Annotated in this window: 19 protein-coding genes; 8 read left to right on the top strand and 11 right to left on the bottom strand. The window is 70.0% G+C overall.

All coding sequences use genetic code 11. The features are described 5' to 3' along the window. Window positions 1–95 precede the first annotated feature (95 nt). On the bottom strand, window positions 96–548 hold the full coding sequence (locus ACQP1O_RS05340) for an Lrp/AsnC family transcriptional regulator (protein ID WP_040855781.1): 453 nt from the start codon (window positions 546–548) through the stop codon (window positions 96–98). Between the two features lie 58 nt (window positions 549–606). Here ACQP1O_RS05340 and amaB point away from each other — a divergent pair, with 58 nt between their 5' ends. Then, window positions 607–2136, top strand: a complete 1530-nt coding sequence (gene amaB, locus ACQP1O_RS05335; protein ID WP_433564766.1) for an L-piperidine-6-carboxylate dehydrogenase — start codon at window positions 607–609, stop codon at window positions 2134–2136. A gap of 31 nt (window positions 2137–2167) precedes the next feature. Here the strand turns inward: amaB and ACQP1O_RS05330 are convergent, their stop codons facing one another. Continuing rightward, a complete protein-coding gene (locus tag ACQP1O_RS05330; RefSeq protein WP_433564765.1) occupies window positions 2168–3028 on the bottom strand; it encodes an SDR family oxidoreductase in 861 nt (286 codons plus the stop codon). After that, window positions 3025–3984, bottom strand: a complete 960-nt coding sequence (locus ACQP1O_RS05325; RefSeq protein WP_433564764.1) for a patatin-like phospholipase family protein — start codon at window positions 3982–3984, stop codon at window positions 3025–3027. The genes ACQP1O_RS05330 and ACQP1O_RS05325 overlap by 4 nt, the downstream gene beginning before the upstream one ends. A gap of 69 nt (window positions 3985–4053) precedes the next feature. On the opposite strand from ACQP1O_RS05325, the gene ACQP1O_RS05320 reads away from it, so the two are divergent. Then, a complete protein-coding gene (locus ACQP1O_RS05320) occupies window positions 4054–4662 on the top strand; it encodes a TetR/AcrR family transcriptional regulator (protein WP_433564763.1) in 609 nt (202 codons plus the stop codon). Between the two features lie 4 nt (window positions 4663–4666). On the opposite strand, the gene ACQP1O_RS05315 is transcribed toward ACQP1O_RS05320, so the two are convergent. Beyond that, the gene (locus ACQP1O_RS05315; protein WP_433564762.1) at window positions 4667–5212 is read right to left on the bottom strand and encodes a histidine phosphatase family protein; all 546 of its coding nucleotides are present in this window, start codon (window positions 5210–5212) and stop codon (window positions 4667–4669) included. Between the two features lie 109 nt (window positions 5213–5321). On the opposite strand from ACQP1O_RS05315, the gene ACQP1O_RS05310 reads away from it, so the two are divergent. From ACQP1O_RS05310 to ACQP1O_RS05300, 3 genes are all read left to right on the top strand, one after another. Continuing rightward, on the top strand, window positions 5322–10187 hold the full coding sequence (locus ACQP1O_RS05310) for an ATP-dependent helicase (RefSeq protein ID WP_433564761.1): 4866 nt from the start codon (window positions 5322–5324) through the stop codon (window positions 10185–10187). Between the two features lie 6 nt (window positions 10188–10193). After that, window positions 10194–10961: a DNA-formamidopyrimidine glycosylase family protein gene (locus tag ACQP1O_RS05305; protein WP_433564760.1), complete on the top strand. Its 768-nt coding sequence runs from the start codon at window positions 10194–10196 to the stop codon at window positions 10959–10961. A gap of 105 nt (window positions 10962–11066) precedes the next feature. Then, the gene (locus tag ACQP1O_RS05300; protein WP_433564759.1) at window positions 11067–11705 is read left to right on the top strand and encodes an NADPH-dependent F420 reductase; all 639 of its coding nucleotides are present in this window, start codon (window positions 11067–11069) and stop codon (window positions 11703–11705) included. On the opposite strand, the gene glpD is transcribed toward ACQP1O_RS05300, so the two are convergent. Next, on the bottom strand, window positions 11687–13423 hold the full coding sequence (glpD, locus tag ACQP1O_RS05295; protein ID WP_433564758.1) for a glycerol-3-phosphate dehydrogenase: 1737 nt from the start codon (window positions 13421–13423) through the stop codon (window positions 11687–11689). The two genes, ACQP1O_RS05300 and glpD, sit on opposite strands and share 19 nt — an antisense overlap. An 82-nt stretch (window positions 13424–13505) precedes the next feature. On the opposite strand from glpD, the gene glpK reads away from it, so the two are divergent. Next, complete coding sequence (glpK, locus tag ACQP1O_RS05290) at window positions 13506–15002, top strand: glycerol kinase GlpK (protein ID WP_433564757.1); 1497 nt, start codon at window positions 13506–13508, stop codon at window positions 15000–15002. Window positions 15003–15005: 3 nt separating this feature from the next. Here the strand turns inward: glpK and ACQP1O_RS05285 are convergent, their stop codons facing one another. The 4 genes from ACQP1O_RS05285 to ACQP1O_RS05270 all read right to left on the bottom strand — a co-directional run bounded on the left by ACQP1O_RS05285 (window position 15006) and on the right by ACQP1O_RS05270 (window position 20419). Further along, window positions 15006–16187, bottom strand: coding sequence for a PLP-dependent aminotransferase family protein (locus ACQP1O_RS05285; RefSeq protein ID WP_433564756.1), 1182 nt, complete (start codon window positions 16185–16187; stop codon window positions 15006–15008). A gap of 153 nt (window positions 16188–16340) precedes the next feature. Continuing rightward, entirely contained in the window at window positions 16341–17522 is a 1182-nt protein-coding gene (locus ACQP1O_RS05280) for a hypothetical protein (RefSeq protein ID WP_433564755.1), read from the bottom strand. Between the two features lie 101 nt (window positions 17523–17623). Then, window positions 17624–18817 (bottom strand): hypothetical protein, encoded by a 1194-nt coding sequence (locus ACQP1O_RS05275; protein WP_433564754.1) that lies wholly within the window; start codon window positions 18815–18817, stop codon window positions 17624–17626. Between the two features lie 198 nt (window positions 18818–19015). Then, entirely contained in the window at window positions 19016–20419 is a 1404-nt protein-coding gene (locus ACQP1O_RS05270) for an NAD(P)H-quinone dehydrogenase (protein WP_433564753.1), read from the bottom strand. 302 nt (window positions 20420–20721) lie between these two features. Here ACQP1O_RS05270 and ACQP1O_RS05265 point away from each other — a divergent pair, with 302 nt between their 5' ends. Both ACQP1O_RS05265 and ACQP1O_RS05260 read left to right on the top strand, forming a co-directional pair. Then, on the top strand, window positions 20722–21201 hold the full coding sequence (locus tag ACQP1O_RS05265) for a gamma-glutamylcyclotransferase (RefSeq protein ID WP_356997244.1): 480 nt from the start codon (window positions 20722–20724) through the stop codon (window positions 21199–21201). A gap of 118 nt (window positions 21202–21319) precedes the next feature. Further along, entirely contained in the window at window positions 21320–21733 is a 414-nt protein-coding gene (locus ACQP1O_RS05260) for a PPOX class F420-dependent oxidoreductase (RefSeq protein ID WP_433564752.1), read from the top strand. Between the two features lie 107 nt (window positions 21734–21840). On the opposite strand, the gene ACQP1O_RS05255 is transcribed toward ACQP1O_RS05260, so the two are convergent. Beyond that, window positions 21841–23010, bottom strand: coding sequence for a M20 family metallopeptidase (locus ACQP1O_RS05255; RefSeq protein ID WP_433567586.1), 1170 nt, complete (start codon window positions 23008–23010; stop codon window positions 21841–21843). Window positions 23011–23096: 86 nt separating this feature from the next. Next, window positions 23097–24284: a M20 family metallopeptidase gene (locus ACQP1O_RS05250; protein WP_433567585.1), complete on the bottom strand. Its 1188-nt coding sequence runs from the start codon at window positions 24282–24284 to the stop codon at window positions 23097–23099. Window positions 24285–24503 lie beyond the last annotated feature (219 nt).

Raw genomic sequence — 24503 nt, 5'->3', positions numbered from 1 at the left:
AAGCGTAAATGAACTTTTACGGCTATGCCCGCAAGTTCCGGAATAATTACGCCCGTGACCGGCGCGAAACCTGAATGTCTGCGGCCGCCGCGACCTTACTTGTCATAGAATGTCTGCAAAATGATGGTGCTTCTCGTCCGGACGTTGGCCGTCGCTCGGATCTCCTGCAGCAGCTGCTCCAAGTGCCTGGGCGAGGCCACCCGCACCATCAGCATGTAGCTCTCATCGCCGGCGACCGAGTGACACGCTTCGATACCCGGAATGTGCTGAAGCAGTGCGGGTGCGTCATCGGGTTGAGACGGGTCGAGAGGAGTGATCGCGACGAAAGCCGACAACATCTGGCCCAGCGCCTCGGGATCGACATTCGCCGTGTAGCCGCGAATCACGCCCCGCGCCTCGAGCCGCCGCACCCGCGACTGCACCGCGGAGACCGAAAGGTTGGCCTTCTCTGCCAGATTGGACAGGGTGGCGCGACCATCGGCAATCAGCTCACGGATCAGCAGTCGATCGATGTCGTCGAGTACAAGTTTCGCCGGTGTATCCGCCATCAGCGAAGGCTAACGCAGCGAACCGAACTCGGTGCCGGAACCCAACCTGGAGCATGTAATGAGTCACGCACTGTCAGACGGGGTGACCCGTGAGCTCCGTGAGCAAACGGAGAAGTTGCTGCAACGCCTCGGTGTCGAAACGCCTCAACCGGGCGAACTCTCGGCCCGAACCCCGATCACCGGCGACGAGCTGATCACCTTGGGCGCGAGCGATTCCGCCGCGGTCGATGCCGCCATCGCCCGCGCCGAGACCGCCTTCCGAAGCTGGCGCACGGTACCGGCGCCGCAGCGGGCCGCGGTGGTGCGGCGGCTGGCGGCGCTGCTCTCCGCGCACCGGGACGAGCTGGGCGAACTGGTCACCGTGGAGGCGGGCAAGATCGGCGCGGAGGCGCGCGGCGAGGTGCAGGAGATGATCGATATCTGCGAGTTCGCCATCGGGCTGTCGCGGCAGCTGTACGGGCGGACCATGCCGTCGGAGCGGCCCGGGCACCGGCTCATGGAGACGTGGCATCCGCTCGGGGTGGTCGGGGTCATCTCGGCGTTCAACTTCCCGGTCGCGGTGTGGGCCTGGAATACAGCGGTCGCGCTGGTGTGCGGGGACACCGTGGTGTGGAAGCCGTCGGAGGCGACGCCGCTGACCGCGCTGGCCTGTCACACCCTGCTGCGCCGGGCGGCGCGGGAGGTGGGCGCGGATCCCGAAGTGCACCAGCTGATCCAGGGCCCGGCGGCGATCGGCGAGCAGCTCGTGGACGATCCGCGGGTGGCGCTGGTGAGCGCGACGGGGTCGGTGCGGATGGGGCAGCAGGTCGCGCCGCGGGTGGCGGCGCGATTCGGTCGCTGCCTGCTGGAGCTGGGCGGCAACAACGCGGCGATCGTCACGCCCTCGGCGGATCTCGACCTCGCCACGCGGGGAATCGTTTTCGCGGCGGCGGGCACCGCGGGCCAGCGGTGCACGACGCTGCGGCGGCTGATCGTGCACGTGGATGTGGCCGGGCCGCTGCTGGACCGGATTTCGGCGGCGTATCGCCAACTGCGCGTGGGTAACCCGCTCGAGGAGGGCGTTCTCGTCGGGCCGCTCATCACCGAGCGGGCCTACGACGGCATGCGGGCGGCGCTGGAGCGTGCAGTGGCCGACGGTGGTGAATTGATCTGCGGTGGTGAGCGTATCGAGGGGCCGGGCGAGAACGCCTTCTACGTCCGGCCGGCCCTGGTGCGCATGCCCGCACAGACCGAAGTGGTCCGGGAGGAGACCTTCGCGCCGATCCTGTACGCGCTCACCTACCACCGCCTCGACGCTGCCATCGAGCTGCACAACGGTGTGCCGCAGGGACTTTCGTCGTCGATCTTCACCCGGGACCAGCGCGAGGCGGAACGGTTCCTGGCCGCCGACGGGTCGGACTGCGGCATCGCCAATGTCAATATCGGCACCTCGGGGGCCGAGATCGGCGGCGCGTTCGGCGGTGAGAAGCAGACGGGCGGTGGCCGGGAGTCCGGGTCGGACTCCTGGAAGGCATACATGCGCCGGGCCACCAACACCGTCAACTACTCTGCCGAATTGCCACTGGCACAAGGCATTCGGTTCGAGTAGGCACCCCTCGGAGTTCGCCTGCCCGACCCGCCTATGCCTCGGGCCGGCCTTCCTCGGCGGCGATCGCGCGCACCTGCTCCTCGTACCGGGCGCGCACCTGCGCGTCGGCCGGGTGCAGCGCCCGGTCGCCGTTGAAGAGCCGGCGCACCAGGCGGACCGCGGGCTCGGGCGCGGCGGCCAGCGCGATGTCGATGGGGCCCAGGTAATTCGGGACGGCGACCTCGGCGCGGCGGGTGCGCACGGTCCCCAGCACGGCCTCGGCCACGTCCTCCGGGTCGACGGTCGGCATCCCGCCGCCCAGCGCCAGGCCCGAGGACAGGCGGGTGCGCACGGCCGACGGCATGACGCAGCTGACGCTGACGCCGTGCGGCGCGAACTCCAGACGGGTGGCGGCCGACAGGCCCACGGCGGCGAACTTACTGGCGTTGTAGACGGCCAGGCCCGGAATCGGGATCTTGCCGGCCAGCGAGGCGACGTTCACCACGTGGCCGTGGCCGCGCTCGATCATGCCGGGGACGACGGCGCGCATGCCGTGGATGAGGCCCCAGACATTGACGTCCATGGTGCTGTGGCCCACCGCGTCCGGTTCGTCGAGGAAGGCGCCCGCGGGCATGACGCCCGCATTGTTGACCAGGATGTCGACGGTGCCGAAGTCGGCGACGACCTTGTCCCACTGCGTCCGGTCGCGCACGTCGAGCTCGAAAGCCCTGGCGTTCAGCGCGGCCGCGGCCGTCTGCGCGGCGGCGGTGTCCACGTCGGCGATGGCGACCTGCGCACCCTTGCTCGCGAAGAGCTCGGCGGTGCACCGGCCGATGCCGCGGCCCGCGCCGGTGATCAGGACCCGGGCGCCGGTCGATTCGATGGCGGGATAGCCGTTTCCGAGGATGCTCATCTGAACTCTCCCTGCTCGACCTGGCGGCGGGTGCTGCCCAGGCTGTGTTCGAAGGTGTCGAGACGGCGGCGGCCGTCCATGAAGTTGGGGCCCATGACGGCGAGATCCCCGGCTGTGGCGTCGATGCGCAGCACCCGCACGCCACTGGCGCGCAGCAGGGCGACCTCGGCATCGAGCTTCTCGCTCATACGGTTTCGCAGCTGGCGCTCGAGGAAGTGGCCGGGGCCGGTGACCGGCAGGCGGCCGGTGGAGGCCATGGGGGCGATCACCACGACCTCGTCGAGGCCGGCCGGGATGAGCAGGTCGGCGGACGCGGTGGAGGCCGCGCCGCCGTCGATGAACCGGCGGCCCGCTATCGGGACGGCCGGGAACCAGCCGGGTACCGCCCACGAAGCACGCAGGGCCGCACCGAGATTCGCGTCGGGGGCGGACGGGGAGCCGAAGGCCACCCGCTCGCCGCCGGCATTGTCCATGGCCACCAGCCAGGTCGCCGGGTGCTGGACCCAGTCCCGGCCGGGGTTCAGGCGCTCGGCCAGTCGCTGGAGCCAGGCCGGGTCACCGCTTCCCTGCGGCAGCAACCCACTGCCCGCGGTGAGCAGGGCGTGACCGTTTCCGGGACGGGCCAGCAGTTCCCGGACCGCGCGGCCGGGCGCACCCGGGCGCGGGCGCGGCAGCGGCGGGAATCGTCCGGGCTCCGAGCGCATGTGGTCGGTGAGGATCGGGTTGGTGGCGACGCCGCGCTGCATGGCGACCAGGTCGTCGACCCCGATGCCGCTGCCCAGCATGGTCAGTGCCTCCGCGCCCGCCGAGGTGCCGATCATGACGTCGGCGGTGCGCGGGTCCCAGTCGAGCACGTCCCGCACCGCGGCCAGCGCGGCGACGATCCAGGCCATGCCGACCGTGCCGCCGCACCCGATGGCCAGGCCACGTCGCTGTGACCCGTTCCTGTTACTCATGGTTTCGCAGACTAGCAGTTTTCACATACCGTCGGTATCCCAAATCCTGGAGTACATAGAATCGTGGCCATGGCACGACTGACCAGGACCGAGAGCCAGGCGCGCACCCGTGCGGATCTGCTCGCCACGGCGCGCGAGATGTTCCTGACGGACGGGTATGCCAAGACCGGCCTGGAACGGGTCGCCGAGGAGGCCGGGTACTCCAAGGGAGCGGTCTACTCGAACTTCCGGACCAAATCCGCGCTCTGCCTCGAGGTGCTGGCGCTCATTCACGAGACCAAGTTCACCGAGCTGAGCGATCTGCTCGCCGGCGAGGACGACCTGGAGGCGCGGCTGGAACGCTTCCAGGGCTGGGCCGAGCGCACGCTCGGCGATGTCGGCTGGACCCTGCTGGAATTCGAGTTCGCCATCGTGGCCCGCGACGACCCGGATCTGCAGGCCGCGCTGGTCTCCAGCCTGAGCATGATGCGCGGCGCGGTCGCGGTTCAGCTGCAGGGGCTGGCCGACTCCATGCACCTGACCCTGCCCATGTCGGCCGAGGATGCCGCGACCACACTGCTGAGTCTCGGTCTGGGCCTTGGCATTCAACGCGCCGTGGACCCCGGGATCTCGGCCCGCCTGATCACCGACGCCGTGCGGGCCATGCTGGCCGCCGCGCAGCGCATTTCGCAGAGCTAGCCGGTCACGAGCGGAAGTGGAGCGTCCATTCGCCCCGATAGTGCAGCCGCGTCACGCTGACGGGCGGAACGTCGATGCGCCAGAAGGACTTTGCGGGCGCGTCGAGGGTGACCAGCAGCGCGGCGCGGATCACCGCGGGGTGCGTGACGGCGATGGTGGGCTCGCCGTCGAGGGCGATATCGGCGAGCCACTCGCCGGTGCGCTCGATGACGTCGACCACCGCCTCGCCGCCGTGACCGCGGAAGCCGGGGTCGGTGAGCCAGAGATAGAGGTCTTCCTTGGGCACGGACATGAGTTCGCCACCACGCCAGGCCCCGGCGTCGAGATCGCGTAGTCGATCGTCCTCGTCGCCCGTGAGTCCCATGAGGGTGGCGGTTTCGACGGCGCGGCGCTCGGGGGCGGTGATCACCCGGGCGGCGGTCAGGCGGCCGCAGGCGGAGACCGCGCGGCGGCCCGCTTCCGTGAGGGGTTCGTCGACCGGGAATCGTGCTCTGCGCATCGCCTCGGTCATACCGTGACTGACCAGGTCGAGTCGGAGCACCTTCTGCACGGTCCGAAGCCTACGCGTGGGACCTGGAGGCGTATCGCGATGCCACGTATGACGGGGTTGCCCCGAAATGTTGGCGGAGTCTGTCGGTGCGCGGGTGCAGACTGGGGCAATGCATCGGTTCTCACCCGCTACCAGAGAGTGGTTCGACGGTGCGTTCCCCGCGCCGACGGCCGCGCAACTCGGGGCGTGGGAGTCGATCGCGGCGGGGCAGCACACGCTGGTCATCGCGCCCACCGGCTCGGGCAAAACACTGTCGGCGTTCCTGTGGGCCATCGACCAGCTGGCGACCCGGGAACCGGCCGAGGGGCCGCGCAAGACGTCGGTGCTCTATATCTCTCCGCTCAAGGCGCTGGCCGTGGATGTGGAGCGGAATCTGCGGGCGCCGCTGGTCGGGATCACGCAGACGGCCGGGCGCTTGGGTGTGGCCGCGCCGGAGATTCGCGTGGGGGTGCGTTCCGGTGACACCAGTGCCGCGGATCGGCGCACCATGCAGCGCACGCCGCCGGACATTCTGATCACCACGCCGGAATCGCTGTTCCTCATGCTGACCTCGGCGGCGCGGGAGACGCTGAGCGGGGTGCACACGGTGATCGTGGACGAGGTGCACGCCATCGCGGGCTCGAAACGCGGTGCGCACCTGGCGCTTTCTCTGGCGCGACTGGACCTGCTCCGCTCCGCCTCCCCGCACTTCGAACGTCCGGCACAGCGGATCGGGCTGTCGGCGACGGTGCGGCCGCCGGATGAGGTGGGGCGGTTCCTGGTCGGGAGCGCGCCCATCACGATTGTCGCGCCGCCGGCGCCCAAGACCTTCGACCTGTCGGTGCGGGTGCCGGTGCCCGATATGACCGAACCCGATGCGGGCGCGGAGGATTCGGATCAACCGGGCTCGATCTGGCCGCACGTGGACGAGGCCATCGTGGATCTGGTGCTCGAGCACCGGTCGTCGATCGTGTTCGCGAATTCGCGGCGGCTGTCGGAGCGGCTGACGGCACGCCTGAACGAGGCGTACGCGGCGCGCATCGGCGAAACCGTGGACACCGAGCACGCTCCGCCCGCGCAGCTGGGCGCCTCGACGGAGGTGATCCACGGCGCGTCGACGCTTTTGGCGCGCGCCCATCACGGGTCGGTGAGCAAGGAGCAGCGGGCGCTCATCGAAGACGACCTCAAGAGTGGCCGGCTGCGCTGCGTGGTCGCCACCAGCAGTCTCGAACTCGGTATCGACATGGGTGCGGTCGAGTTGGTGGTGCAGGTGGAGGCGCCGCCGTCGGTGGCCTCCGGGCTGCAGCGGGTGGGCCGGGCCGGGCACCAGGTGGGTGAGATCTCGCGGGGCGTGATCTTCCCCAAACACCGCACCGATGTCATCCACTGCGCGGTGGCGTCCCTGCGCATGACGGCCGGGCAGATCGAGCAACTCCAGGTCCCGGCCCACCCGCTCGACATCCTCGCCCAGCAGACGGTGGCGGCCTGCGCCCTGGAGCCGATCGACGCCGACGCCTGGTTCGACACCGTCCGCGGCACGGGAAGCTATGCGGCGCTGCCCCGTTCGGCCTACGAGTCGGTCCTGGACCTGCTGGCGGGACGCTACCCCTCCGACGAGTTCGCCGAACTCCGGCCGCGCATCGTCTGGGACCGCGACGCGGGCACCCTCACCGGCCGCCCCGGCGCGCAGCGGCTGGCGGTGACCTCGGGCGGGGCGATTCCGGACCGCGGCCTGTTCCCGGTCTTCATGGTCGGCGAAAAAGCTTCCCGCGTCGGCGAACTCGACGAGGAGATGGTCTACGAGTCGCGGGTGGGCGATGTCTTCGCCCTGGGTGCGACGAGCTGGCGGATCGAGGAGATCACCTTCGATCGAGTGCTGGTGACACCCGCCTTCGGGCTCCCCGGCCGGCTTCCCTTCTGGCACGGCGATTCACTGGGCCGCCCCGCCGAATTGGGTGCGGCGCTGGGTGAATTCGTGCGCCTCGCCGGACAGGCCGTCGAGCAGCACCGCGCGGCCGGCCGAGGCACGGCCGAGCCCAGGGCGGCCGGACAGAAGGCAACCGGGAAATCCAAGGGGCGGGCCCCCGTCGAATTGGCACAGGCCCTGGCCGAATTCGCCGCGGGTCACGATCCCGAAGCCAAGGCGGAGGACTCCCCGAAAGCCGCTGCTTCGAAAGCACGCGCCTCGAAAACCGCCGGGCGCAAGCACACGCCGGAATCCGAACTCGAGCGGGTCTCCCGGAAGGCGGGCCTGGACGAGAACGCGACCGGGAATCTGGTGGCACTGCTCGCCGAACAGCGGGAGGCCACCGGGCAGCTGCCGACGGACAAGACGCTGGTGGTGGAACGGTTCCGGGACGAGCTGGGCGACTGGCGGGTGGTGTTGCACTCGCCGTACGGGCTGCCCGTGCACGCGCCCTGGGCGCTGGCGGTCGCGGCCCGGCTGCGGGAGCGGTTCGGGGTGGATGCCGCGCCGACCCCGTCGGACGACGGGATCGTGGTGCGCCTGCCGGACACCACCGACGATCCGCCGGGGGCCGAGCTGTTCGTGTTCGAGACCGACGAGATCGACGATCTGGTAACCGAACAGGTCGGCGGCTCAGCGCTTTTCGCGTCGCGGTTCCGGGAGTGCGCGGCGCGGGCGCTACTGCTGCCGCGCCGGGATCCGGGCAAACGCGCGCCGCTGTGGCAGCAGCGGCAGCGGGCGGCGCAGCTGCTGGACGTGGCGCGTAAGTTCCCCGAGTTCCCGATCCTGCTGGAGACCGTGCGGGAGTGCCTCCAGGACGTCTACGACCTGCCCTCGCTGCGGGACCTGCTGGGCCGGGTGGCGCGGCGGCAGATCCGGCTGGTCGAGGTGGAGACGGCCGCGCCGTCACCGTTCGCGAATTCCCTGCTGTTCGACTACATCGGGCAGTTCATGTACGAGGGCGACAGCCCGCTGGCCGAGCGGCGGGCGGCGGCGCTGTCGCTGGACTCCAGCCTGCTGGCGGAGCTGCTGGGCCGGGTCGAGCTGCGGGAGCTGCTCGATGCCGGGGTACTGGAGCGGACCGAGCGGGAATTGCAGCGGCTCACACCCGAGCGGCAGGCGCGGGATCTGGAGGGGCTGGCCGATCTGCTGCGGCTGCTGGGCCCGCTGACGGCCGGGGAGGCGGCCGAGCGGTGCGTGGCGGAGCCGCGGGAGTGGTTCGCCGAGCTGGTGAAATCGCGCCGGGCACTGGAGGTTTCCTTCGCGGGGTCGCAGTGGTGGGTGGCCATCGAGGATGCCTCGCGGCTGCGGGACGCCCTCGGCGTGCCGCTGCCCATCGGGGTCCCGGCGGCCTTCATCGAGCCGGTCGCCGATCCGCTGGGCGATCTGGTCGGCCGCTACGCGCGCACGCACGGGCCGTTCACCCTGACGCAGGCGGCGCATCGTTTCGGGCTGGGTCCGGCCGTGGCGGCCACCGCGCTGCACCGCCTCGGGCTCGAGAAGCGGGTGGTGGAGGGCGAATTCACGCCCGGCGCGGCGGGTGCGGAGTGGTGTGACAGCGAGGTGCTGCGCCGCCTGCGCCGGCGCTCGCTGGCCGCCGCCCGCAAGGAGGTGGAACCGGTGGCGACTGCCGCGCTGGGCCGCTTCCTGCCGTCCTGGCAGCATGTCGGCTCCGGCGAGCTGCGCGGCGTGGACGGTGTCGCGGCGGTGGTGGAACAGCTTGCGGGCGTGCCGATTCCGGCCTCGGCGTGGGAATCGCTGATCCTGCCGCTGCGGGTGCGCGACTACTCCCCCGCCATGCTGGACGAACTCATGGCCACCGGCGAGGTGATCTGGTCCGGGCACGGGTCGATCACCGCCAAGGACGGCTGGATCGCCCTGCATCCGGCCGAGCAGGCAGGGCTGACGCTTCCTCCGCCCGATGACATCGATCTCACCGAGCGGCACATCGAGCTGCTGACGACCCTGGGGGCCACCGTGATCGGCGGCACCGTCGATGCGGCCGCGCGGGTCGCGGGGGCGGAGGGCGAGGAACCGGTCGGCACCACGCTGCCGAAGGGCGAATACCAGGTGGTCGCGGGCAGCACCGGCGGCGCGTACTTCTTCCGGCAGCTGGTGGACGGTGCCGGTTCCGACGACGAGGCCACCGTGACGGCCGCACTGTGGGATCTGGTGTGGGCCGGGCACATCGGCGGCGACACCTTCGCGCCCGTGCGCGCCCTGCTGTCGGGCACCACCCGCACCACCACCGCGCACCGGACGCCGCGCCGCGCCCCCCGTGGGCGAATGTACCTGCCGCGCACCGGTATGCCCGCCCGCACCGCCTCGCCACAGGTGTCGGGCCGCTGGTCGCTGCTGCCGGAACGGGTGGCCGACACCACGATTCGCGCCCACGCCACCGCCGATGTGCTGCTGGAGCGGTACGGCGTGCTGACCCGCGGCTCGGTGCAGAGCGAAGGCGTGCCGGGCGGGTTCGCGCTCATGTACCGGGTGCTCACCGAGTTCGAGGATCGCGGCCGCTGCCGGCGTGGATACTTCGTGGATTCGCTGGGCGGCGCGCAGTTCTCGACGACCGACGTGGTGGACCGCCTGCGCTCCTTCGACACCGATCGCACCCGCGTGGCGGGCGACGACCTCTCACCCGGCCCGGTCGGCATCGCGGTGGCCCTGGCGGCCTGCGATCCGGCGAATCCGTACGGCGCGGCGCTCCCCTGGCCCAAGGCGGCGGCCGAGGGCGCGGGACACCGCCCCGGCCGCAAGGCGGGTGCGCTGGTGGTCCTGGTCGACGGCGAACTCGCGCTGTATCTGGAGCGCGGCGGCAAGACCCTGCTCACCTTCACCGAGGACCCGGCGGTACGCACCGCCGCGGCCACCGCGCTGGCCGCCCTGGTCCACGACCGCCGGGTGGACTCCCTGGTCATCGACCGGGTGAACGGGGAATCGGTGCACGGCAACACCTTCGCCGGCTTCCTCACCGAGGCCGGTTTCGCGACGACCCCGAAGGGCTTCCGGCTACGGAGCCGCCCGTGAGCCCGCATGCCTGAGGGCGACGCGGTCTTTCTCACCGCCAACCGGCTCCGAAAGGCCCTGGCGGGCAAGGCGCTGACCCGCAGCGACTTCCGGGTGCCCAGATACGCGACCCTCGACCTGAGGGGCCGGGAGATCGAGAGCGTCGGGACCTATGGCAAGCACCTGTTCGTCCGCACCCCGGACCTGAGCATCCACACCCATCTCAAGATGGAAGGCGAGTGGCGGGTCTATACGCCCGGACAGCGGTGGACCAGACCGGGTTTCACCGCGCGCCTGATCCTGACCACCGCGGACGCCGAAGCCGTCGGCTTCTCCCTCGGCCTGGTCGAGGTCCTGCGCCGCTCCGACGAACACACCGCGACCGACCATCTCGGCCCCGATCTGCTGGGCCCGGACTGGGATCCCGCCGAGGCGGTCCGCCGCCTGGCCGGCGACCCCGGCCGCCCCATCGGCCTGGCCCTGCTGGATCAGACCAACCTCGCCGGGATCGGCAATATCTACCGCAGCGAAATCTGTTTCCTCCGCCGCGTCCATCCCGCCACCCCGGTCGGCGAGATCGAGGACCTGCCCGCCCTGGTCGACGAGGCCCACCGGGTCCTGGTCAAGGCCGCTCACGAACCGCCTTGGCGCGCACAGGCATACGGCCGCCAGCGCCGCCCGTGCCCCCGCTGCGGCACAGCCCTGGTCGTCCACCTGCTCGGCGACGAGGCGGACGCCACCCGCGCCGAACGCGGCATCTACTTCTGCCCCCGCTGCCAGCCGCCCCACCGCTGACCGCTCTCGGCGGCAGGCCGTGTCCCGATATTTCACGCGACAGGCCCAATTCGTCGCTGCCGAAATGCGTTCCCGGGCCCGGTTTCCGGGCCTAGGGTTGCGGGCATGAAAATCGCAACCCTGGGCACCGGGGCGGTCGGACGGACGTTGTCGGCGCGGTTGGTGGAACTGGGACATGACGTGGTGATCGGGACCCGGGATGTCCAGGCCACGGAGGCGCGGAAAGAGGAGCCGTTTCCGGCGCCGCTGGCCACGGCGGCCGCGGCGGCGGCCGGGGCGGAATTGATCATCAACGCGACGGCGGGGCAGGCCAGTGTGGCCGCGCTGTCCGGCGCGGGGGCCGAGCATCTGGCGGGAAAGGTGGTGGTGGACATCTCGAATCCGCTGGACTTCTCGCTGGGATTTCCGCCGTTTCTGGCGATCTGCAATACCGATTCGGTCGGCGAGCAGGTGCAGCGGGCGTTTCCCGAGGCGCGAGTGGTGAAGACCCTCAATACCGTCACCGCCGAGGTGATGGTGCATCCGGAGCGGGTGGCGGGCGGCGACCACACGATCTTCGTCTCCGGCGACGACGCCGAGGCCAAGGAGACCGTGAGCGACCTGCTGCGCGAGTTCGGCTGGCGCGACATCATCGATCTCGGCGATATCACCACCGCGCGCGGCACCGAGATGATGCTGCCGCTGTGGGTGCGGCTCATGGGCGCACTCGGCACCACGGAGTTCAACTACAAGTTGGTGCGCTGAGCGTCCAGCACTTGCCGGCGCGCGTCCGGGGCCTCCAGGCGCAGCGCGTCGGCGGAGGCGTCGTCGGGCTGGGTCTGGGATTCGACCTCGGCCCGGACCCGGGCGGTGTAGATCGCTACCTCACGCTCGATATCGGCTTCCGACCAGCCCAGCACCGGGGCCACCAGCCGCGCCACCTCGTCGGCGGATTGGACACCGCGGTGGGCGTATTCGATGGAGATGCGGGTGCGCCGGGCCATGATGTCGTCCAGGTGCAGGGCGGCCTCGGCGACGGCCGCGTAGACGGCCTCCACCCGCAGGTAGCCGGGTGAGTCCGTGATCGGCTGCAGCAGATCGGGTTTGCCGTCGGCGAGGCCGAGCACCTCGTCGATGAGGGAGCCGTAGCGGTTGAGCAGGTGCTGGATCCGGTACGGATGGACGCCGTACTTCTCGGCCAGGTGCGGGGTCTGGTTCATCAGCGCGTGATAGCCGTCCGCGCCCAGCAGCGGCACCTTCTCGGTGATGGTGGGCGGCACCCGCTGCGGAATGTACTGTGCCGCTTCGTCGACCGCGTCGTAGGCCATGACTCGGTAGGTGGTGTACTTGCCGCCGGCGATGGCGACCAGGCCGGGGGCGATGCGGGCCACCGCGTGTTCCCGGGACAGCTTGGAGGTCTGGTCGCTCTCTCCGGCCAGCAGCGGCCGCAGGCCGGCGTAGACGCCCGTGATATCGGCGGGGGTGAGCGGGGTGACCAGCACCTTGTTGACGCGTTCGAGCAGGTAGTCGATGTCGGATCTGGTGGCGGCCGGGTGCGCGAGGTCGAGGTTCCAGTCGGTGTCGGTGGTGCCGATGATCCAGTGGTCGGTGTTCCAGGCGATGACGAAGAGCACGGACTTCTCGGTGCGCAGGATGAGCGAGGTATCGCTGGCGATGCGGTCGCGCGGCACCACGATGTGCACGCCCTTGGACGCACGCACATGGAATCGGCCGCGTTGCTGTGCGAGCGATTGGATTTCGTCGGTCCACACGCCGGTGGAATTGATGACGACATTGCCGCGCACCTCGCTGGTGCGGCCGTCCTCGGTGTCGCGCACCTTGATGCCGACCACCCGGTCCGCCTCCTTGAGGAAGCCGACCACCTGCGTGGAGGTGCGGATGACCGCGCCGTAGTGGGCGGCGGTGCGGGCCACGGTCATGGTGTGGCGGGCGTCGTCGACGACGGTGTCGTAGTAGTTCACCCCGCCGGTGAGGGCGTCGCGCTTCAGGCCGGGGGCCTGCCGCAGCGCGGCCGAGCGGGTCAGATGATGCTGTCCGGGAACGGATTTCGCGCCGCCCATGGTGTCGTAGAGCACCAGACCGGCGGTCACATAGGGACGCTCCCAGCCGAGGTGGGTGAGCGGGTAGAGGAATTTCAGCGGCTTCACCAGGTGCGGCGCCAGCGTGGACAGCGCCAGCTCGCGCTCCCTGAGAGCCTCACGGACCAGCCCGAATTCCATCATCTCCAGGTAGCGCAGACCGCCGTGGAACATCTTGGAGGAGCGGCTGGAGGTACCGGAGGCCAGGTCGCGGGCCTCGACCAGGGCGACCTCCAAGCCCCGGGTAGCGGCGTCCAGCGCGATTCCGGCGCCGACCACGCCGCCGCCGATGACGATGACGTCGAAGGTGTCCTTGCCGAGCCGCCCCCAGGCAGCCTCACGCTGCTCGGGGCCGAGGAACTGCGATCGCGAGTGATTCGTCATGCGAGACTCCTCCGGGCTAATTTTCGGCTACCCAGCGCTACCGTAGCCCACAGTAGTAGGGCCGGTCGGTTAGCCTCGATCAATGCGTCGCTATGTGGCCGCCATCGATCAGGGCACGACGTCGAGTCGGTGCATCGTCTTCGATCATCAGGGCCGAATCGCCGGAGTCGCTCAGCGGGAACACGAACAGATCTTCCCGCGACCCGGATGGGTCGAACACGATCCCGAATCCATTTGGCGCAACACCGAATCGGTGATCGCCGAGGCATTGCAGAGCTGCGGAATCGGCGCCGCGGAGGTGGCGGCCGCCGGTGTCACCAATCAGCGTGAGACCACCGTGGTCTGGGAACGCGCCACCGGCAAGCCCATCCACAACGCCATCGTCTGGCAGGACACCCGCACCGCCGACCTCACCGCGGAACTCGCAGGCGACCAGGGCCCGAACCGCTACGCCGACCGCACCGGCCTGCCGCTGTCCACCTATTTCGCCGGGCCGAAACTGCGCTGGATCCTCGACGCCGTGCCGGGCGCGCGGCTGCGCGCCGAGTCCGGGGAACTGTGCTTCGGCACCATGGACAGCTGGATCCTGTGGAACCTGACCGGCCTGCACATCACCGACGTCACCAATGCCTCGCGCACCATGCTGATGGATCTGCGCACGCTGCAATGGGATCCGCAGATCTGCGCCGAGTTCGGCGTGCCCATGGCCATGCTGCCCGAAATCCGCAGCAGCTCCGAGGTTTACGCGCCCATCACGACCGGCGCCCTGGCGGGCGTCCCGGTGGCCGGCATTCTCGGCGATCAGCAGGCCGCCACCTTCGGCCAGGCCTGCCTGTCCCCCGGCGACACCAAGAACACCTACGGCACCGGCAATTTCATGCTCATGAACACCGGCACCACCCCGGTCTTCAGCGAGCACGGGCTGCTCACCACCGTCTGCTACCGGCTCGGCGATCAGCCCGCGGTCTACGCCCTGGAGGGCTCGATCGCGGTCACCGGCTCGCTGGTGCAGTGGCTGCGCGACAATCTGGGCATCATCTCCGCCGCCGAGGAGATCGAACCGCTGGCCCGCACGGTCGCCGACAATGGCGGCGCGTACGTGGTCCCCGCCTTCTCCGGCCTGTTCGCCCCGCGCTGGCGGCCCGACGCACGCGGCGTCGTGGCGGGCCTGACCCGCTTCGTCACCAAGGGTCACCTGGCCCGAGCCGTGCTGGAGGCCACCGCTTTCCAGACCCGTGAGGTCATCGACGCCATGCGCGCCGACGCCGACGCGCAGCGCCTGGATGTCGAGAAGGTCACCCTCAAGGTCGACGGCGGCATGGTGGTCAACGAACTGCTCATGCAGTTCCAGTCCGACATCCTCGACGTCACCGTGGTCCGGCCGGTCGTCACCGAGACCACCGCCCTGGGCGCCGCCTATGCGGCCGGTCTCGCGGTGGGCTACTGGTCCTCCACCGACGACATCCGCGCCAACTGGGCCGAGGACAAACGCTGGACCCCGGCCATGCAGGCCGCCGACCGCGACCACCTCATGGGCGAGTGGAACAAGGCGGTGGAACGTACCTACGACTGGGTGTGAGCACTAGGCGGACACGTGCGCCTTGGCCAGCCGGTCGACGGCTTCCGCGAGCGTCGCCTCGTCGGAGGTGGTGAAGCACAGCCGCATCGAGTGGGTGTAGTCCGTGGAGACGGCGAAGGCATTGCCGGGGACGTACGCGACGCCGGCGTCGAGCGCCCGGGACAGCAGGGCGGTGGTGTCGGTGCCGTCGGTGAAGTCGACCCACACGAACATGCCGCCGGCGGCGTCGGTGCTGGAGACGCGGTCGCCGAAGCGGCCGCGCACGGCGTCGACGAGGGCCTTGGCGCGGGTGCCGTAGACCTGGCGGACCGAATCCACGTGGGCGGCAAGCCATTCGGTGTCGGAGAGCAGGTCGGCGGTGATCTGCTGGGTCAGCGCCGAACCGCACAGGTCCGCGCCCTGCTTGAGCAGCTCCACGGCGCGGCACACCGGGGCGGGGGCGATCATCCAGCCCGCGCGCAGCGTGGGGGCGAGGATCTTGGAGGCGCTGGAGAGGCGGATCACATTGGGCGAGTAGGTCGCCACCGGCGCTGGCGAGGGCCGGTCGAACCAGAGCTCACCGTAGGGGTCGTCCTCGATGATCCAGAAGCCGTACTGCTCGGCCAGATTCGCCAGCTCGCGGCGGCGCTCGGGACTCAGGGTGACCCCGCCCGGATTGTGGAAGTTGCTGACCGTGTGGACCACGGCCGGGCGCTCCCCCGCCGCCAGCAGCTCACGCAGGGCGTCCGGGCGCATACCCTCGGAATCGAGGGGCACGGCCACGATGCGCGCCCCGGCGGCCCGGAAGACCTGCAGCGCACCGACATACGCGGGATCCTCCACCACGACCAGGGAACCCGGATCCAGCAGCACCTCCGACAGCAGCGACAACGCCTGCTGCGAGCCGTGGGTCACGAAGATCTCCTCGACCGGGACCGCGCGGCCCAGCCGGCCGGACTCGCGGGCGGCCAGCACCTCGCGCAGCGGACCCCAGCCCGGGGACTCGGTGTACTGGAGCCGGGAGCGGTCGGACAGCGCCGCGTCGGCGGCTACCGCGATGCGGTCGCGGGGCATGAGTTCGGCGTCCGGCAAACCTCCGGCCAAGCTGATGATGTCCGCGCGCGAGGTGAGCTTGAGCAGGTCACGAATCGCCGAGCTCTGCAGGCCGTCGAGACGCCGCGCGAGGGACGGGAAGGTCGCGGACATGGAAACACCTCCGAAGGCAATGCCGGGGTATGCGAAATTCCACCATGTCACACGGCTACCAGGATATGAAATCCCATTCCCGAATCATGGGACGATAGGTCCACTTCGACGCCGGTGGACCGGCCCCGGCTTCCGCAAGACGCCCAGGTCCGGCTACTCGATCGACATGATCAGGTGTTTACCGTCACGCACCGTGGTCATGATGTGCTCGGTGTAGACATCGGTGGTGCCATCCGCGTGATGCTCGGTGATGTCCACGTCGTAGGACTCCGGGGCGACCTCGACGATCTTCAGGCAGTAGGTGGTGCCCGGCTTGAGCAGGTCGATGCCCCTGTGCTGGATGACGTCGGCCGGCTGGACCGTCGTCGCCTCCGGCACCACGAACGTGCGCGCCTTCGCGCCGTTGCGGTCCACGTAGAAGGCGTGCTCGAAGCCGAGAATCGCGTCGACACCGCTGCCGGTGCCGCCCGCGCCGTTGCCGATGGTCAGCTTGCCGTCCCGCTTGGCCGGGCAGCTCAGTGCGGCGTCGGTCACGGTGGGCGCGGCCCCGCCAGTGGTGGTGGCCCCGCCGGCCGCCGTGTCGTCCTTGCCGCGGGTGACCGCGAAGACCGCGGCGCCCGCCACCGCCAGCACCAGCACCGCCGTGCCCGCGATCAGGCCGATCCGGCGCCACGGCGGACCCTCGGACTCCGGCTTGCGCTCCGGCACAGGGGTTTTCGGCGCCAGCGCCTTGGCAATCGGATCATCCGCCCAGGACAGCGATTCCCCTTGGGCCGCAGCCGATTCCGACGGCGGCGCGGGCGGGAAGCCGCTGGGCGCGGAGCGCCACCAGGAATCCGCGGGCCCGTCCGGCTCGGCGGTCTCGTCGCCGACCGCCGAATTCCGTTCGGCGGCCACCGGATCAGCGCCGCGGGGCATCGCCGCCGCGTCCGATTGCGACCCGCCAGGCGGGATTCTCACGGTCTGTTCGACGTCGGCGGTACTGGCGGGCTGCCCGGCGCCGTCCACGGCCGGATACTGGCCCGTGGACATACCGGTGACGGGCGGGTACTGACCGGTGACCGGCTGCCACGCGTCGGGCGCGCGGAACTGCGGCGGCGCGCCCGCGGGCCGCCAGGCCAGATCGGGACTCTGCGCAGCGGGCGCGGGACTCCAGCCCGGGGCGTCGGCGGTGGGCGCGGGACCGAAGTCGTTCAGCGAGGGGCCGAAATCATTGAGGGACGGCCCGAAGTCATTGAGCGAGGGCCCGAACCCGGAATCCGGCGGCCCGGCCGATTCCGGCTGCCGGCCCTCGGATACCTGACGGTCGGCGGATTCGTCCTTACCCGAAGCCATCACCCGTCCTTTCGCCACAGACGCGTGGGGCGGTCGCTCCCGACCGCCCCACGCGACAACGCTGCTCCTGCCGGCACCGTATCCGGTCCCTGACGGACCTGTCAGTACTGAACCGAACCGCCCACCTGCGCGGTCACGCCGGCGACGTCGACCGATTGCGACGGCCGATCACCCTCGGGGAGCTTACCAATCTGGGCCGCGGCCTCCAGGACTGTAGCGCCACCCGGCATCAGGCGGATGAAGTTCTCGGCATCGGCCTTGGCCGCATTGGCCGCGGCCGTGTCCAGCACGAACTCCATCTTCTGGTCGTTGTCGGGGCCATTGCCGGCGAACGCGGTCACCTTGATCTGGTTGACCTTGGTGAAGTCCAGCGACATACCGGCCTCACCGATCCCGCCCGGCGTGGTGTAGCCGATGGTGCCGACGTAACCGTCCAGGTTGCTGAAGTGATGGGTGTTGGCGGCCCAGCCCGGCAGCACCGCGCCGCCGTCGAGGTTGACGCCGAGCTCGGTGTGCGGACCGGTCATCTCGACCACCGGCGCGGCCGGGGCGGTGTCCACCGCGGGCGACTGCCAGTGCGGCTGCTGCTGCGGGGTGACGGTCGGCTGGCCGGTCATGGTGTCCACGGCCGGGTCCTGGTTCGGGGTGGTGACGGCCGGCTGCGCGTTCTGGTCGTTCGGCTTCACCGGCTGGGTGCCCTGCTGCCCCGGCTGGGTCTGCTGGCCCGGCTGGGTCTGCTGGCCCGGCTGCGGGGTGGTGACCGCGGGCTGGGCCTGGGTCGACTGACCCGGCACCGGCAGCGGCGCCACGCGCGGCACGGTCACACCCGGCTGCGAGGGCCGCAACGACTTGGGCTGCGCGGGCTGCGGGTCGGTGCCGGCCGGCTGCACGTTCGGATCGCTCTTGGGCGCGTTGGCGTCCGGCTTCGGGGTGGCACCGTCCGGCTGCGTGGCGCCCTGCGGCTGGCCCGAATCCGGCTTGGCCGCACCGTTGTCCGGCGCCGGCGTGTTCGGCGTGGTCGGGGTGGTGACGCCCGGCTGGCTCTGCTGCGGCTTGGTGGTGCCCGGCTGCACGTTCTCCGGCTTGGGCGCGGGCACGACCTGCGCCTTCGCGTCCGGGGCCGGCGACTCGGTGGGCGGCTGGGTGCCGTCGGGCTGCTGCTGATCGGCCGGGACCGCGCCCGGGTCGGCGGGGGCGGCGTTGGCGGGCGCGGACAGCAGCGACACCACCGCGGCCGCACCGGCCAGCGTCAGGGAGGTGCTCGCCTTGATCCGACTCGGCTTGCGGTGCTTCACGTTTCGCTCAATTCCTTCGTCCCTCGGCGGCACGATCGCTCCGGGCATCGAAGAGCCTCACATCGGAGGGGAATTGAGAACCCCCCGTTACGTAACGCTCGCGACCGCCCTGCCGATCGCTTCCGCCGCGAACTTAATCACAAGGGAGACAAGGCAGCAAGACGGGCCGGTAACAAAGGGGCCCGAAACGTGTTGCGGTTAGTCCAGATCGTCGTGTCGCATGAGCTGACGCGCCGCTTCGGTGACCGATCCGGTGAGCGACGGATACACCGAAAACGTCTGTGCCAGATCGTTCACCGTGAGGTTGTTCTGCACTGCCAGCGCGATCGGCAAGATCAGCTCGGAAGCGATAGGGGCCACGACGACACCACCGATCACCACGCCGGTGGCCGGGCGGCAGAAGATCTTCACGAAACCCCGTCGCAGGCCCGACATCTTGGCGCGCGGGTTGGTGTTCAGGGGCAGCATGACCGTGCGGGCCGGAACCTCGCCATTGTCGATGGCGGTCTGCGAGACGCCGACGGTCGCGATCTCCGGGCGCGTGAACACGGCGGAGGCAACGGTCTTCAGGCGAATCGGCTGCACGCCCTCACCCAGCGCGTGGTACATGGCGATGCGGCCCTGCATGGCGGCCACCGAGGCCAGCGGCAGCAGGCCGGTGCAGTCGCCGGCCGCGTAGACGCCGGGCGCGGTGGTCCGGGAAACCCGGTCCACCCGCAGGTATCCGCCCTTGTCCAGCTCGATCCCGAGCCGTTCCAGGCCCAGCCCGGTGGTGTTCGGAATGGAACCGACGGTCATGAGTGCGTGGGTGCCGCTGATATTGCGGCCGTCGGACAGCTTCACCACGATGCCCTCGGCGGTGCGCTCCACGGCGTCGGCGCGGGCGTGCTTGACCAGCTCCACACCGCGCTCGGCCAGCGCATCCTCCAGCACCAGGGCGGCGTCGGCATCCTCGCCGGGCAGCACGCGGTCGCGGCTCGAGACGAGTTTCACCTGCACGCCCATCTCGGTATAGGCGGAGACGAATTCGGCGCCGGTCACACCGGAACCGACGACCACCAGGGTCTCCGGCAGCTCCCTGAGGTCGTAGAGCTGACGCCAGTTCAGGATTCGCTCACCGTCCGGCTCCGCGCCGGGCAGCACGCGCGGGCTGGCACCGGTGGCGATGAGCACCACCTCGGCCTCGATCACGCGCTCCTGGCCGTCGGCGAGGGTGGCCTTGACCAGGTGGGTGGCCAGACCCGGGGCCTGGTCGATCAGTTCGCCGTAGCCGGACAGCACGGTTACCCCGGCGGTCTGCAGCTTGGCGCGGATATCGGAGGACTGGGCCTGCGCGAGCGCCTTCACCCGGGAGTTCACCTCCGCCAGGCGCACCTGCGCCTGCGAGGGATGAACGGTGATGCCCAGGTCACGGGCGCGGCGCAGATCGGTGCGCACGCCGGTGGAGGCGATGAAGGTCTTGGACGGCACGCAATCCCACAGCACGCACGCGCCGCCGATGCCGTCACTGTCGATCAGCGTGACCGGCGCCCCGTGCTGTGCCGCCACCAGCGCCGCTTCATATCCGGCGGGGCCGCCACCGATGATCGCAATGCGGGTCATTGTTCCTCCGCTTTCAGGTCGGCGCCCGGGATCTCCGGTGCCGGTCTCTAACGTTATCCCCGCAGCTACCCACAGCTTTAACCGCGTCTCCGGACAATTTTCGCACTGTGGCGCATTCCATTCGGCGAGGCGGCGTGTCATGACGGTGGGCGCGCGAGCTCACCGTCACCGCAGGCAGAACCGCCATCGAGCGGGGCGGACGGGTCCTCCGGCGACTTCGCGGCAATCGATCGGGCCCGCGCGAACCGCCTTGTGATCGGGATCGGGGATGGTCTTCCGGGTTTGTTCGATAGGCTTTCCTGGTGCCGATTTACGCCGCCTATGGGTCCAACATGGATCCCGAGCAGATGCTCAAGCGCTGTCCGCACTCTCCGGTGTACGGAACCGGCTGGCTGGAAGGGTGGCGACTCACCTTCGCCGGGGACGACATCGGCTGGGAGGGACCGCTGGCGACGGTGGTCGAAGAAGCCGGGCAACGGGTCTTCGTGGTGCTCTACGACGTTCCCGGTGAGGACGAGCTGAGCCTCGACCGCTGGGAGGGGTCGGACTTCGGCATCCACAAGAAGATCCGCCTGCGCGTCACCCCGAACGCGGGCACCGGCAGCGAGCCGGTGCTGGCGTGGTTGTACGTCCTGGACGCCTACGAGGGCGGGCTACCCTCCGCGCGCTATCTGGGCGTCATCGCCGACGCCGCCGAGAAGGCCGGTGCGCCAAACGATTACACGCACGCGCTACGCACCCGCAACAGCAAGAACGTCGGACCCGGCACCTTCGGGCCGTAGCACGCGCGGCGCATCGGACGCGGTGCGACGGATCAGCGGGGCCGGGGCCGGAAGATTCGGCGCGGCGCCGCTGTTACGGGAACCGGAAACGATCTTCGAACCGTCGAAAGAGCAGCCGATGCCCGCCACCCCCGTGCCCGCCCCGATCGCCGAATTCCTGTCCCGCCCCAACCCGGCGATCTTCGCCTCGAATCGTCCGGATGGCCAGCCGGTTTCGGTCGCCACCTGGTATCTGTACGAGAACGGCCGAATCCTGGTGAACCTGGCCGACTTCCGCAAGCGCCTGGACTACCTGCGCGAGGATCCCCGCGTCAGCCTCACCGTTCTCGACGGCGACAACTGGTACAGCCACGTCAGCATCCAGGGTCGCATCGTCTCCCTGGAGAACGACCCCGACTCCTCGGTCATCGACCGCATCGCCCAGCACTACATCGGCAGCGACTACGCCGTCCGCGACCAGAAGCGCGTCTCCGCCTGGATCGAGATCGACCGCTGGCACGCCTGGGGCGACATCGCCAACAAGGCCGAGTAGTTCCCGCCGGCAAGGCCGAGTAGTTCCCGCCGGCAAGGCGAAGCAGTTCCCCGAAACGTGAAGCCGGGCCGCACTTTCCAGTGCGGCCCGGCTTCGTTGTCGCTGCGTCAGCGGGCGTTCAGCACGATGTTGGTGAGGACCCGGACTCCGGCGGCGAGAGCGCGCTCGTCGAGGTCGAAGGTGGGCTGATGCAGGTCGAGTTGCTCGCCCTGCCCGGACCAGACGCCGAGGCGGGCCATGGCGCCGGGAACCTCCTCCAGATACCAGGAGAAGTCCTCGCCGCCACCGGACTGCGGGGTGTCGGCGAGGGCATCGGGGTCGAGACCGCGGATGGCGTCCTCGAACATGCGCACGGCCTGCTCGTCATTGACCACCGGCGGCACACCGCGCTTGTAGTTGAGCTGGTAGCGGACGCCGGTGGGAGCCAGCAGGCCCTCGACGATCTCGCGGACCATGGGCTCGAGCAGCGACCAGGTGGCGTGATCGCCGGTGCGGACGGTACCGGTGAGCATGCCGGTCTGCGGAATCGCGTTGGGCGCCTTGCCCGCCGACACCGCGCCCCACACCATGACCGTGCTGGTGCGCGGGTCGATGCGGCGGGAGAGCAGACCCGGCAGGCCGGTGATGACCGTGCCGATGGCGTAGACCAGGTCGCTGGTCAGGTGCGGGCGGGAGGTGTGGCCGCCGGGCGAGTCCAGCACCAGCTCCACGGTGTCGGCGGCCGAGGTGATCGGGCCGACCCGGATGCCGACCCGGCCCACCTCCAGCCGCGGGTCGCAGTGCAGCGCGAACATGCGCGAGACGTCCTCCATGGCGCCCGCGGCGACCATGTCGACGGCGCCGCCGGGCATGACCTCCTCGGCGTGCTGGAACACCAGCCGCACGCCGACCGGCAGGTCCTCGATCTCGGCCAGCGCCAGCGCGGTGCCGAGCAGAATCGTGGTGTGCGCGTCGTGCCCGCAGGCATGCGACACGCCCGGCACGGTGGAGGCGAACGGCAGCCCGGTGTACTCCTGCAGCGGCAGCGCGTCCATGTCGGCACGCAGGCCGATGCGCGGGCCGTCGGGACCGATATCACAGATCAGGCCGGTGCCGCTCGGTAGCTTGCGCGGCTCGAGCCCGGCCTTGACCAGCCATGACTCCACGAATTCGGTGGTGCCGAACTCGGTTCGGGACAGCTCCGGGTTGGCGTGGATATGGCGACGCCACGTCGTGAGGTCGTCCATGTGCTCCGCGAGCCACGACTCCACTACCTCGTGCCCGGTCGCCGGGTCCATCGCGGCGTCGGCCGGCGTCTGCGTGTTGTTCACGCACGACGCCGCCAGTGGTCCGTTGACGCGCGCCGCGGACCGGCCGGTTGTGCTCACCGAATGTCCTCCTGTCGCTGAAACTGCCGTTGTATGACTCGTTCCGACAACCTGTCCCTGTGCAATTTGTCGCCTGCGATGTGTATCGCGGTGCGAGCCAGTGCCGTTGCCCCGTCCAGGACGGCGCGATCGGCCGACGCGTTCACGGCGGCGGCCGCGAACGCGGGCTGGTGGGTCACCGCGCCCCCCGCATCGATGCCGATGACCGGGTGGATACCGGCGATGACATTGGTGACATTGCCCATATCGGTGCTGCCCAGCGGCCGTGCCGCCTCGAATTCCGGGGCGATCGGCTCGCGGCCGAGTGCGGTGATCTGCTCGCGATAGGCGCACAGTAGTGCGCTATCGGGAGTGAGCTCGGTATATGTCGGCGCAAGCTTCCGGATTTCATGTGTGCAGCCGGTCGCCAGGGCACCTGCCTCGAAACATGCCGATGCTCGTTGCATCAGATCATCGAGGGTCGCGGAGTCGACCGCACGTAGGTAATACAGCAGCTCCGCGTGTCCGGGCACGATATTGGGGGCGACGCCGCCCGATCCGACTATACCGTGCAGTTGCTGCCCGGGCAGGAGATGCTGCCGTAGCAAACCTAGAGCAACTTGCGCGACGGTAACGGCATCCAGGGCATTCCGCCCGTACTGCGGCGCGGCGCTGGCATGCGATTCCCGGCCGTGGAAAACCACCGACAAATCGGCGAGGGCCAGTGAATGCGCACCGGCGATATCCTCCGGGCCCGGGTGCACCATCATGACCATGGCGAGATCGTCGAAGACGCCGCGCTCGAGCATGAGCACCTTGCCGCCGCCGGACTCCTCGGCGGGCGTGCCCAGCACCTTCACCGTGATGCCGCAGGCGTCGGCGACCGCGGCCAGGCCCAGCGCCGCGCCGACCCCGGCGGCGGCGATGATGTTGTGGCCGCAGGCGTGGCCGATTTCGGGGAGGGCGTCATATTCGGCACAAATACCGACCACCAGGTCACCGCTGCCGTATTCGGCGGTGAATGCGGTCGGCAGTTCCGCCACGCCGGATTCGATGCGAAATCCGCGTTCCCGCAACGGCTCGATTGTCTTTGCGACGCTGCGGAATTCCTCGAAGGCCAGCTCGGGTTCCGCATGAATGTCGTGGGAGAGTGCGATCAGCTGATCGCGGTACCCGGCGACGGCCGCATCGGCCGCGGCGAGCAGGGCCGGATCCGCCGATGCCACGGCAGCGTTCGAGGGCGGCACGGACGAGTCGTGCCGACCGATCGGTACGCAGGATCTCCGGTCATCGCCGTTGCGCGATGGTGACATTCCAACAGTCTCGCACTGCCGCGCAACTCTGTCGCAGCAGGTAAGCCGGAAAATCTCCGGCAGAGTGCCGGACACGCAGAAATCATCGCGGCACGCTCAGAAATCAGGGGT

Origin of the sequence: Nocardia sp. CA-151230, assembly GCF_050942175.1 — a bacterium.
In the GTDB taxonomy this organism is placed as follows: Bacteria; Actinomycetota; Actinomycetes; order Mycobacteriales; family Mycobacteriaceae; genus Nocardia.
Note: the sequence above shows the minus strand (reverse complement) of the source record. Positions and strands in the feature narration are given on the sequence as shown.